The organism is Lachnospiraceae bacterium GAM79 (assembly GCA_020735665.1).
GTDB lineage: Bacteria > Bacillota > Clostridia > Lachnospirales > Lachnospiraceae > Coprococcus.
This window is the reverse complement of sequence record CP085928.1, coordinates 1094196-1106769: the sequence shown is the minus strand read 5'-3', so window position 1 is coordinate 1106769 and position 12574 is coordinate 1094196. Positions and strand designations below refer to the sequence as shown.

The 12574-nt window shown below is 39.6% G+C and carries 13 protein-coding genes; all 13 read right to left on the bottom strand.

The genetic code is table 11. The annotated features are described in order from the left end of the window. Nucleotides 1-7: 7 nt before the first annotated feature. The 13 genes from LK416_04885 to LK416_04825 all read right to left on the bottom strand — a co-directional run bounded on the left by LK416_04885 (nucleotide 8) and on the right by LK416_04825 (nucleotide 12556). Entirely contained in the window at nucleotides 8-1225 is a 1218-nt protein-coding gene (locus LK416_04885; protein UEA75520.1) for a sporulation protein YqfD, read from the bottom strand. Nucleotides 1226-1256: 31 nt separating this feature from the next. Then, complete coding sequence (locus LK416_04880; GenBank protein ID UEA75519.1) at nucleotides 1257-1526, bottom strand: YabP/YqfC family sporulation protein; 270 nt, start codon at nucleotides 1524-1526, stop codon at nucleotides 1257-1259. Between the two features lie 59 nt (nucleotides 1527-1585). Beyond that, the gene (locus LK416_04875; protein UEA75518.1) at nucleotides 1586-1768 is read right to left on the bottom strand and encodes a hypothetical protein; all 183 of its coding nucleotides are present in this window, start codon (nucleotides 1766-1768) and stop codon (nucleotides 1586-1588) included. A gap of 260 nt (nucleotides 1769-2028) precedes the next feature. Beyond that, nucleotides 2029-2205 (bottom strand): 30S ribosomal protein S21, encoded by a 177-nt coding sequence (rpsU, locus tag LK416_04870; GenBank protein ID UEA75517.1) that lies wholly within the window; start codon nucleotides 2203-2205, stop codon nucleotides 2029-2031. 141 nt (nucleotides 2206-2346) lie between these two features. Continuing rightward, nucleotides 2347-5013, bottom strand: coding sequence for an alanine--tRNA ligase (gene alaS / locus LK416_04865; protein UEA75516.1), 2667 nt, complete (start codon nucleotides 5011-5013; stop codon nucleotides 2347-2349). Between the two features lie 12 nt (nucleotides 5014-5025). Beyond that, nucleotides 5026-6288: a bifunctional phosphoribosyl-AMP cyclohydrolase/phosphoribosyl-ATP diphosphatase HisIE gene (gene hisIE, locus LK416_04860; protein UEA75515.1), complete on the bottom strand. Its 1263-nt coding sequence runs from the start codon at nucleotides 6286-6288 to the stop codon at nucleotides 5026-5028. 9 nt (nucleotides 6289-6297) lie between these two features. After that, on the bottom strand, nucleotides 6298-6891 hold the full coding sequence (gene hisB, locus LK416_04855; GenBank protein ID UEA75514.1) for an imidazoleglycerol-phosphate dehydratase HisB: 594 nt from the start codon (nucleotides 6889-6891) through the stop codon (nucleotides 6298-6300). Nucleotides 6892-7001: 110 nt separating this feature from the next. Continuing rightward, a complete protein-coding gene (gene hisD / locus LK416_04850) occupies nucleotides 7002-8291 on the bottom strand; it encodes a histidinol dehydrogenase (protein ID UEA75513.1) in 1290 nt (429 codons plus the stop codon). Nucleotides 8292-8293: 2 nt separating this feature from the next. Then, on the bottom strand, nucleotides 8294-8941 hold the full coding sequence (gene hisG / locus LK416_04845; GenBank protein ID UEA75512.1) for an ATP phosphoribosyltransferase: 648 nt from the start codon (nucleotides 8939-8941) through the stop codon (nucleotides 8294-8296). Between the two features lie 67 nt (nucleotides 8942-9008). After that, nucleotides 9009-10265 (bottom strand): ATP phosphoribosyltransferase regulatory subunit, encoded by a 1257-nt coding sequence (hisZ, locus tag LK416_04840; protein ID UEA75511.1) that lies wholly within the window; start codon nucleotides 10263-10265, stop codon nucleotides 9009-9011. Nucleotides 10266-10392: 127 nt separating this feature from the next. Beyond that, nucleotides 10393-10926, bottom strand: coding sequence for a Holliday junction resolvase RecU (locus LK416_04835; protein ID UEA75510.1), 534 nt, complete (start codon nucleotides 10924-10926; stop codon nucleotides 10393-10395). 58 nt (nucleotides 10927-10984) lie between these two features. Then, complete coding sequence (locus tag LK416_04830) at nucleotides 10985-11971, bottom strand: RluA family pseudouridine synthase (protein UEA75509.1); 987 nt, start codon at nucleotides 11969-11971, stop codon at nucleotides 10985-10987. A 9-nt stretch (nucleotides 11972-11980) separates the two neighbouring features. After that, nucleotides 11981-12556 (bottom strand): hypothetical protein, encoded by a 576-nt coding sequence (locus LK416_04825; protein UEA75508.1) that lies wholly within the window; start codon nucleotides 12554-12556, stop codon nucleotides 11981-11983. Nucleotides 12557-12574 lie beyond the last annotated feature (18 nt).

Sequence of the window (12574 nt, the reverse complement as noted above, 5' to 3'; positions counted from 1 at the left end):
GCTGAATTCACTCAAGTGTCTGCTCCTCACTTATTATCTGTAATTCATGCGGGACACCGATCAGCTGTTTTACAGTGATATCTCCAACTGCATGGCATGCGTCCTCGCTACATGTTATTTTAACATTTTTTTCTATTATTTGCACCCCTTTTTCTTGCAAATTGCCAATATAGTGATTTAATTTTTCCTGCATTTTATCTGTAGCATCTTTTTCGGACAATTTTTTCATCATCAATGTGTATTCTTTGACTGTAGTCTTTTTTATCTCAAATGGCAGATAAAGATTTTTTCCTATGTGTAATCTCTTATCATCACTTAATCGGTCGAATGTATCATAAGGACATTTCGGTACATAAGGGGTAAAATCATACTTTAACAATCCAAAGGAATAATATTTTTTCTCGTTTCCGGTATACTCTTTCACATAATTTGTTCTTGGTATACTTTCATCATAATGATACACACAGATGCCATAAACCTCTCCTTCTGCCGACACATAATTTGTATCCATCACTTCGTTATTGTCATCATACAGATAGACAGCTCCGGATATCAGGACATCCCCTTTTTTTACGTCATCCCCTGATTTAACCACTGGTGTACCGGAAGCGGTTACGATCTCTGCGATCGTACAGTTCTTTGATGCAACGATGTTGCATGGCCCTTTCATGGAGGTGTCCGTACATACATTCAATGTTTCCGTAATCTCTACAGACAACTTTGTTCCTGTAAGCGCACATGATATCCATGCGATATCTTCAAAATCTTTTCGGAGGTTCTTCTCAAGCTCGGCGCAATCTACTTTTGATTTCGGAGTTCCTGTCTGCACATAATATTCATTGATATGCTGTAGTATCTCATCCGATGTATAATCTGATTCACCGGAAACGGAAATTTCCCATATAAATAACGATTGAATATAAATCAAAACAGCAAACAAGATAAACCCAGCCACAAATGGAATTCTTTTTTTATTTTTTCGAATAAACTCGCGAATACCATATACTCTTAGAATCTCTACGTCACTTTCTGTTTTCCGTGCAGGTTCTTCCAACCGTGCTATATCCTTAGAAGCAGTAAAAAAGAATATTTCATCTTCTTTCTGCTCCAGATCCCAAAGCTTAATATCTCTCGCTTTGCATAGATTAACAAAACGGTTGATATGAATGCCGCGAAGATGAATTTTTGCAAAGCCATACAGATACCTTAATATAATATCAAACATCCGGTTTCTCCCTTCTATGTACACAACATTATCATTCATAATTGATATATAGAATATTGCCTGATATCTTCAGTTCTTCCGGGCAGTAATATTCAATTTTCAAGCAAATTCCATTTATCGATATGGTATTCTTTTTAGTTTTAACAAGGATCTGAGTATCTGAACAGGATATAATACATTTATAGTTTTCAATATAGATAATGTGGTTATCATGAATTGTGATTTTAGACGAACTTTTTTTAATGTCCGGTGTGACATCCGGCACATCATATAGACTGTTATGATTAAATGGAAGCTGCATGATCTGATACCCAATTGACTTTATATCTATACTATGTTGGTTGGGTATCGGATTATGACTTACTCTTTATTCTCTTTAAGATTATGGACACAGATAAAATTAACCAGAACGGCATTTCCTACAATCAATCCATAGGTAACTGCCTTAAATATATTTCCGGTCATATCGCCAAATGCAAAAATACTTAAGATCAGTGCTCCCCAGGCAAAGATTATTGCAAAAATATTAATTGCGTTTTTCATATTCGTTTGTCCCTTTCGTTTTCGAATATTAATTTATTGTATCTTATAGCGTTGTCTGTGTCAACTTTTTGCGTAAGTGAGCCAAGCACAGATAGATACTTCCGCAACCACAAGAAAATTACTTTGTAATTTTCTTGTGGTTATCGCGGCAGTCGCCGAGGCCTCGTGTAAACACAGACTTCGGCTCGTTGCTCGCGTAAAAAAAGAGTACCGATTGCTCGGTACTCAAAAAAATCATATTTACTAATCCAAACTATAGATTATTTATATTTGCGCTTTCTAGCTGCCTCTGATTTCTTTTTACGTCTAACGCTTGGCTTTTCGTAATGTTCTCTCTTACGAATCTCCTGCTGGATACCAGCCTTCGCACAATTTCTCTTGAATCTGCGAAGAGCGCTATCTAATGTTTCGTTTTCTTTAACTATTACATTTGACATTCTCTCACCTGACCTCCCTCCAGTTGTGTACTATGCTAATAAAATAACAACTGTTTGGGTATTATTTAAGCACGAAGTCAATTATAACATATATTATTAAAACGTCAACAAAAAATTTTATTATTTTCTATTTTTCTATTTTTAGGCATTTAACTGTTCTTTGGCTGTTTCAACTGCTTTTGCAAGTGCATCTGCAATACCGGCAGGATTCTTTCCCCCGGCCTGAGCCATGTTTGGACGACCACCGCCGCCACCGCCTACAAGTGCTGCAGACGCTTTGATAATATTTCCTGCATGTGCTCCCTTCTTTACAGCATCGTCTGTTGCCATAGCGATCAGATTTACCTTGCCATCCTTTGCGGAAGCAAGAACGATAACCGATGTACCAAGCTTGTTCTTGAAATCATCACCCAGATTACGAAGTGCGTTCATATCGGTATCTTCTACGCTGGTAGCAAGAACCTTTACGCCATTTATATCTATTGCATCTGCAAGTGCATCTCCGGCAGAATTCTTTGCCAGCTTATCCTTCAGCTTGGAATTTTCAGATGTCAGCGCTTTGATCTCAGCGAGCATTGTCTCGATCTTTTCAGCCAGCTTTGCAGGTTCAGCTTTTGCTGCCTTTGCTGCTGCTTTCAACTCGTCTTCCATCTCTTTATAATAATTAAATGCGCCAACAGAAGTCAGTGCTTCAATTCTTCTGACACCGGCAGCAACACCCATTTCAGAGATGATCTTAAATGTACCGATCACACCGGTATTCGGAACATGAGTACCACCACAGAATTCAACGGAGAAGTCATCCATAGATACAACACGAACCTTCTCGCCGTACTTGTCACCAAACAATGCCATAGCACCTGTCTTCTTGGCATCTTCAATACTCATAACCTCTGTCTTAACCTTAAGGTCTTTATCAATCTGTTCATTTACGATTGCTTCAACCTTGGCGATTTCCTCAGGAGTCATAGCCTGAAAATGTGTAAAGTCGAATCTTAAACGGTCTTCGGATACATAAGAACCAGCCTGTTCAACATGATCACCAAGGACCATCTTTAAGGCTTTCTGGAGCAGATGTGTAGCGGAATGATTTTTACAGATCAGTGCACGTCTGTCTGCTGTTACAGAAAGCTTCGCTGTGCTTCCATTCTTTAATTCACCGGATTCAACATAGCCAAGATGTGCGATCTTATCACCGGCAACCTTGATCGTATCTTTAACGATGAAACGTCCGCTCTCTGTCTCGATCACACCGGCATCACCGATCTGACCACCCATAGTAGCATAAAATGGTGTCTCTGCTGTGATGATCGAACCGTTTGTGCCTTCGGAAATAACATCAACCAGTTCGGATGTTACCTGATCGCCCTCTTTATATTCTGCTGTTATGGCAATAATATTGGAAGATGCTTCTACCTTGTCATAACCAATGAATTTACTTGTGAGAGCTGTGTCGATGTCTTCATAAATAGTTGAATCTGCTCCCATGTAGTTTGATACTTTTCTTGATTTACGAGCAGTCTCTCTCTGCTTGTCCATAGCCTTATTAAAGCCTTCCGTATCAACCTCGATGCCCTTTTCTTCCAGAATCTCTTTTGTCAGATCAAGAGGAAAACCATAGGTATCATATAACTTAAATGCATTTTCGCCATTTAATACTTTTTTGCCGCTGTTATTTAACTCCTCAACGAAGCCGTTCAGGATTGATAAGCCCTGATCGATCGTCTTATTGAAGTTTTCTTCTTCTGTATTGATACAGGTAAAGATATGTGCTTTCTTTTCTTCCAACTCCGGATATGCATCCTTAGAAACCTCGATCACTGTCTTTGAAAGCTCTGCAAGGAATCTGCCTTCGATACCAAGTAATCTGCCATGTCTTGCTGCACGACGGAGAAGACGTCTTAATACATAACCTCGTCCTTCATTTGATGGAAGGATACCGTCAGATGCCATAAAGGTAACAGAACGGATATGGTCGGTAATAACACGGATCGAGACATCTGTCTTCTCATCTTCCATGTACTTTACGCCAGCCATCTCACATACTTTATCACGTAACGCTTTGATCGTATCAACGTCAAAGATGGAATCTACATCCTGAACAACAACAGCCAGACGCTCCAGTCCCATACCGGTATCGATATTCTTCTGAACCAGTTCTGTATAGTTATTATGGCCGTCATTTTCAAACTGGGTAAATACGTTGTTCCATACTTCCATGTAACGGTCACAGTCACAACCTACTGTACAGCCAGGCTTACCGCATCCGTACTTTTCGCCTCTGTCATAATAGATTTCGGAACATGGACCACAAGGACCTGCTCCATGCTCCCAGAAGTTATCTTCTTTCCCAAAACGGAAGATTTTCTCCGGTGCAATTCCAATCTCTTTATTCCAGATATCAAATGCTTCGTCATCATCCTCGTAGATAGATGGATATAAACGATTTTCATCTAAGCCTACAACCTTGGTCAGGAACTCCCATGACCATGAAATTGCTTCATGCTTGAAGTAATCGCCGAATGAGAAGTTACCTAACATCTCAAAGAATGTACCATGTCTTGCAGTCTTACCTACATTTTCGATATCTCCGGTACGGATACACTTCTGGCAGGTGGTCACACGTCTTCTTGGCGGGATCTCCTGTCCTGTAAAGTAAGGCTTTAATGGTGCCATACCTGAGTTGATCAATAACAAACTATTATCATTATGTGGAATCAGTGAGAAACTGTTCATCTTCAGATGTCCCTTGCTCTCAAAAAATTCCAGAAACATTTTTCTTAATTGATTTACGCCATATTTTTCCACTGTTTTCTCCTCCTACCTTCTATCAGCCAGTTCTTTGGTAATATCAGTCCAACTGACACCTCTTTCAACCATAAGAACCATAAGGTGATACAGGAAATCTGATATCTCATATTTTATTTCATCTGAATCAGGATTCTTGGCAGCAATTACAATCTCTGTTGCCTCTTCGCCAACCTTTTTCAGTATTTTGTCAATTCCTTTGTCAAACAGATAATTTGTATAGGAACCTTCCTTTGGATGATTTCTTCTGTCAACGATAATATCGTATTCTTCTTCAAATACCTTTAACGGATTGGTATTATCGTATTCCTTTTTAACCAGATCAGTAAAGAAGCAGGTCGGGCTGCCGGTGTGGCATGCTGCACCAATCTGGGAAACCTCTGCAAGCAGGGTATCTTTATCACAGTCTAATTTTAATGATTTTAAGAACTGGAAATGACCGGATGTCTCTCCCTTTGTCCAAAGCTCCTGTCTGCTTCTGCTGTAATATGTCATTCTGCCGGTCGCAATCGTCTTTTCAAAGGATTCCTTATTCATGTATGCCATCATAAGAACTTCCCCAGTCTTATAATGCTGTGTGATACATGGAATCAGCCCATCAGAATTCAGCTTGAATTCATCAAAGGATACTGCACTTTCAAATGTATTAACCGGAATGCCTTCTTTTCTGCATTCCTGCTTTATCTCCATTATATCCATTTGTTTCAGATTATATAAAGAAATGGATTCAGCATTTGTCTTTTCAAGCATCTCACAGATTGCTTCCCCATTTGTTGAATAGGTGGAAACAATAACAGGAAGTGCTACACGATTTTTGATCTCATTTACGATATCCATATATTCCGGAACCATATTATTATGTAATAACAGGAGCTCACCTGCTCCGAGTTCCTTAAGCTGCTCTGCATAAGCTACAGGCTCTTTACATTCGCTCAGGTCGATCGTTACGATGATACGTTCTGAACCAAAACGGTCAGCGGCTTCCGTTACAAGCTCCGGTGTATTTAATGCTGCTGATTTCATACAAACCTTGGAAGCACCTGCGTATAACATCTTCTTGATATCTTCCAGTCTTCTTACTCCACCACATGCGATCAATGGAATATCGACATTCTTGCAGATCTCTTTGATAACTGCAATATTCGCTTCTCTGCCTTCCTTTGTTGCTTTACTGTCAAAATATGCAATCTCATCTGCACCGGCATCGTTATAGAACTTTGCCATTTCGAGTGCATTCTCAAGATCCAGACATGGAATAATTTTCTTATAACTCATAGTACCTCCTTAAAGTGAACCTTTGGTAGATAACACTTTACCATTTAATCTGTCGTCTATAGAAGTTGCTTCATCTAAAGCTTTTGCAAATGCCTTAAAAGCTGCTTCGATGATATGATGGTCATTGGAACCGGAGAACTGCTTCAGATTCAGGTTCATCTCTGCTCCATAGGATACTGCATAGAAGAATTCCTTTACCATCTGTGTATCAAAATATCCAACCCGTTCTGTTGTCAGGTTCAGATCATAAACAAGGTATGGTCTTCCGGAAAGGTCGATCGCACACATAACAAGCGTTTCATCCATAGGAAGAAAGAAATTACCGAAACGCTTAATGGATTTCTTATCTCCAAGCGCACCCTTGATCGCTTTTCCGAGAACAATTCCCGTATCCTCGATCGTATGATGACAATCCACATACAGATCACCTTTTACAGTCAGATTCAGATCAAAGAATCCGTGTTTGGCAAAGCTTGTCAGCATATGATCGAAAAATCCGATACCGGTATCGATCTTTGCATTTCCCTTTCCATCCAGATTTAATTCCAGAACAATATCTGTCTCGCTGGTTTTTCTTGTGCATTTTACTGCTCTATCCGCCATATCTTTTCTCCCTTGTTTTTATACATTTTTCTCCCGATACTTTGGCAACTACAAGCACAGGCGGACTGATAATACAGACGCCTGTGCAATCTTGGTTTCATATTATACCACTATTCAAATCTTACTGCAATAGAATTAGCATGTGCTGTAAGCTGCTCTGATTTTGCAAAGCTTTCAATGTCCTCATGTACCTCTTCAAGAGCTTCTCTGGAATAATAGATGATACTGGATTTCTTAATGAAATCATCCACACTTAACGGGGAGAAGAACTTCGCTGTTCCGTTTGTTGGAAGTACATGGTTCGGTCCGGCAAAATAATCACCCAATGGTTCGGATGAATATTCACCGATGAAGATCGCACCGGCATTCTTGATTCTTGTCATGACATCAAATGGATTTGCAGTTACAATCTCCAGATGTTCGGAGGCAATTGCATTTGCTGTTTCAACCGCATCTGCCATATTATCGGCTAATAAGATGTAGCCGTATGTATCAATAGATTTCCGTATGATCTCTTTTCTGGATAATACTTCTATAAATTCATCAACCTGTGCTGATACCTTTTCGGCAAGTTCTTTTGAAGTTGTGATCAGAATGGCGGATGCCATCTCATCATGTTCGGCCTGCGATAACAGATCGGCAGCAACATATCTTGGATTTGCAGTCTCATCTGCAATTACAAGGATCTCGGATGGACCTGCGATCGAATCGATGCTGACATGTCCGTATACCGCACGTTTTGCAAGTGCAACGAAGATATTTCCGGGTCCTACGATCTTATCAACCTTTGGAATGGATTCCGTTCCATATGCAAGAGCCGCGATTGCCTGTGCGCCGCCTGCCTTGTAGATAGCAGTCGCACCGGCTTCATTTGCTGCAACCAATGTAGTCGCATATACTTCACCCTCGCTGTTACAAGGAGTGGTCATTATAATATTTTTAACACCTGCTACCTTTGCAGGCATAATGTTCATCAATACGGAAGATGGATACACAGCTTTTCCGCCCGGTACATATACTCCGACAGATTCCAATGCTGTTACCTTCTGTCCAAGCATGATACCTTTCGGATCAGAATCAAACCAGCTGTACTGACGCTGTTTTTCGTGATAGGTACGAATGTTTTCTTTTGCTTTTCTGATAACCTCGATCAGCTTCTCATCAACCTGTGTATAAGCATATTCAATCTCTTCTTTTGTAACCAGAACATTTCCGGCATTGATATCTGCTTTATCAAACTGCTTTGTATATCCAAATAACGCCTCGTCTCCACGGTCTCTGACATCATTTACGATCTTCTCTACTGTATCTGCATAAGATCCAAAATTGCTTGGGCTTCTTTTTAACAGATCTTTTAAAATGTTCTTTCTGGTTTCTTCCGTCAGATTTACAATTCTCATTTTTATGCCTCCTTATTAATTAACGAATTCAGATCAGCAAGCAGCTTTCTAATTCTCTCATTTTCCATCTTTAAGCTTACCTGATTTACAACCATTCTTGCAGATAACGGACAAACTTCTTCTAAAACTTCCAGTCCGTTTTCGCGAAGGGTGCTTCCGGTCTCGACGATATCAACGATCACCTCCGATAAGCCAACGATCGGCGCAAGCTCGACCGAACCGTTTAATTTGATGATCTCAACCGTCTGGTTCTTCTGATTATTAAAATAATCTTTTGCAATATTCGGATATTTGCTGGCAACACGGATGATCTCATTTTTCTTCAATAATTCTTTTGCTTTATGAGGACCGCAGACACACATCCGGCATTTACCGAATCCGAGATCCATTACCTCGTACAGGTTTCTGCCTTCTTCTAATATCGTATCCTTACCAACTACACCAATATCTGCTGCACCGTATTCTACATAGGTTGGCACATCTGTTGCCTTTGAAAGGAAGAACTTCAGCTTCAGTTCTTCATTTATAAAAATCAGCTTTCTGGTATCCGGGTCTTTCATCTCATCGCAGGTAATTCCTATCTGTTCAAGCAATGCAAGGGTTTTCTTTGCAAGTCTGCCCTTTGCAAGCGCAAATGTTAAATATCTCATTGATTTATCTCTCCAATCTATCCATCGATCAAATTCTAATTTTGAATTTCTTTCTGCTTTTGTCCGCTTATTTCAGGGATGCGATTGCCACCTCGTTCTCATCACCGGACACAAGATCAAATACCTTGACCGTATCACTGTTTTCAAAATAAAACAGTCCGGAGAAATGCTCTCTTTTTGCATATTCCAGATAATCGTCCACTGACTTTCTGACAGATTTGCGTATCAATTCAATCTTCTTATCATTCTGGCGCATAGACTTACCAAGGCTGATCGCAGGCTCCTGATTCTCGATATCATAGAGAATGATCGTATTCGAATATTCAACCGAAACCTCGATATTCTGTCTGGACAGTGCCATGATCAGTTCTTCTACGGTAAATGCAAAACCAATAGACGGTGCATCTTTGCCGAACTGCTTTAACAGGTTATTATATCGTCCACCTTTTACAACGGCATCTCCGGTTCCGTAGGTGTATCCGCGGAAGATCACGCCGGTATAATAGTTATAACCATTTAACATACTGAGATCAAAGCCGATATATTTGTCATATCCATAACAGCATAACGCTTTATGGATTCTCTGTAATCTGTGAACGGCTGCAAGTGATACCGGATTCGTAACCAGCTTCTCTGCTTCCTCTAACATGGATTCTCCACCGAATAAAGAGTCAAACGCAAGAAAGGCTTTCTTTAAAACAGGGCTCATATCCAGCTTCTTTAAATATTCCTCCAAACCAAAGAAGTTCTTGATATTGATATATTCTTTGATCTGAAGCTCCTCAGCTTCTGTAATTCCGGCTTCTGCGACGATTCCCTTAAAGTAATCGATCTGTCCGATCTCGATCTGGAACTCATCGATTCCAAGTGCCTTAAAAGAATCAACAACGGTTGCTATGATCTCTGCATCTGCCGCAGATGAATCATCATTTATAAGCTCGGCACCGATCTGTGTTACTTCCTTTAATTTACCCTGTAATTTTCTCGGGTTTGAATAAGTATTACCCGTATAACACAGACGGATCGGTAACTGTTCGTCCTTATAATATTTTGCTACACATCTTGCAATACTCGGTGTGATATCGGGGCGTAATACCAGTGTATTATTATCACGATCAAAGAATTTGTACATTTCATTTGACGGTGCAGATCCCTTATCACGGTTAAATATATCAAAATATTCAAATGTAGGTGTCTCTATATCATGATAGCTGTATAACTCCAGAGTATGATGCAGTTTTTCAATAATCTTTCTTTTCTTTTTACATTCTACATCATAAGTGTCTCTTACTCCATCCGGAGTCTGCAACAGTTTGTCCTGCATCTTTTTTCCTCCTTGTATCCACATATCACTTTACTACATTGAAGTGATAACATGGTAATTAGTTATTTTAACAATGTGCTCATTATAGGGGAGCAGTCGATATTTGTCAAGATTTTTTCCTGAACCCTTATGCTCTTAACTGCAAATCTTTATCGAGAAGCTCAAGATAATGAACCAATGCACCGTTTTTTGCATGAATAAAGAAATCCGGATTCAGTTCTTCATATTTGAAATTCTTTGCATGTCCCTCATTCACGCGATCCATATAAGTCTTTAATTCCGAAAAACGTAAATAGTAATATTTGTTTCTATGCGTAAAAAATATGATCAGGAAGCTGACTCCCTGCTGTTCCTCATACTCTTTCATAAAATGATACTGATGCTCATGTATATTCTGTAAGGAAAACGTATCAACCGCACATTCCTTCGCATCGAAGCATATCGGAATGCCCTGTACGACACCGATGTAATCGACCGTAGAATCTTTTTCAAAATACGCCAGTGTGATCTGGCTGCTGTCTTTATCCATACGGATCGGTTTGATCGGAGTCGGGATCTTCTGGACAACTGCCAGCTTCTTTTCCCGATAATATTCATTTGTATAATTAATCAGTTCCTCAAGTGAGGAACCACGAAGTCCTCTGGAATTCCAAGTTGCCATCCGATTCTGCCTCTTTATCTTTTATCTGATTCTGATCTTACTAAAGTTATTATCCAAATTACCCAAATAAATCTTTTTCGATCGTCCGAAACGGTTCCGGAAGAAATGCCGAATACTCTTTCCCGCCCAGATAAGAAAGCGGACCGTCTGTTTCTTTAAATATAATGTTTCCGCAATGAAGAAGCTGATGCTTTACATGATAAGAATCTGAAAAATACCGGTTCACTTCAGGTATGCCATACTTTGTATCACCGACTACCGGGTATCCCAGATGCTTTAATTGCGCACGGATCTGATGAGACTTACCTGTGATAAGCTCAACCTTTACCAACGTATAATCATCATTTTTTTTAACCGGATAAAAGATTGAATGGATTTCTTCACTCTTGCCCTGTTCCCATGGACGATCCGATATCCGGACTTTGTTTTTTGCATTATCCTTCTGTAGATAACAGGTACTGTCAAGCTTCTGCGTCAGGCGTCCCCGTACAAGTGTATAATAATATTTATGTAATAGATGTTCTCTTATAATTCTGGATAATTCCTGACTTCCGGTAAGACTCACCCCACAAAGAATGAGTCCGGATGTATTGCGGTCTAAACGGTTGCATACAGACGGACGATAGGTTCTTAATTCTTCAGTTGTGATATGACCACTGTCGAGCAGATAGTCGATCAATGCTTCATTAAAGGAGTAGTCATCTTTTGATGCTTTCTGTGACAAAACGCCGGCCGGCTTATCTGCAATCAGAATATTTTCATCCGAATAGATGATCTCGACCGGAATCTTCTTTTTAGAGGAAGTGCAGTCTGTCCCGCTGACATCTTCCCGGAAATTGGCGATCGTTTCATCGGACATATAGATCTGGATCGTATCTCCGATATAGATGTATTCGTTTCCTTCAATTTTCTTATTGTTCAATTTGATGTTTTTCTTTCGCATCATCTTATAAACAAAGCTTGACGGTGCCTTATTCAGATATTTCAAAAGAAATTTATTTACACGCTGTCCTGCTTCATTCTGCGATATAATGATCTCTTTCATGCCCGGCTCCTATACACCAAGTTCAAATATTTTTTCACGCATAGACTGATCCTTTACTACGTAATCTTCATCCGGTTCTTTGATCGCCTCTGCCTTTTTTATAAATTCATCTACGGTTAACGCTGTAATAATAACATACGGTTTCTTTATCATTTCAAAGGAACGTGCAATTTCTTTTTTCAGGAATTCCACATCAGGAATCTTCTTATCAAATGCTTTCTGATACAAGAACAACATTCTGCCATCCCGTACGATCACGGCAGGGAAAAACATCATTCCCTCGTATCGACTGATTGAGATATCATACAGGATGCCGTCCCGGTTCTCATAATGGATCCCTTTTTCTATTTTCTTGTGTTCTTCCTCTGTTAAAGGCTTGAATTTGGAGCACATGATAAGTGCTACGATCTGTTTGGCAAATGGCAGACTGATCAATATCGGAAGTATGATGATCAAGGTTTTTGTTGTTTTAAACATAACAAGCGAAAGAATTACTCCTGTAAGGATCATAACACCAAGTATAATAATACTGGTTATGATCTTTTTCTTATGTTTTTTTATATATCCATACTGTCCTTTTTCCATTGTTTTTGTCCTGTTCTG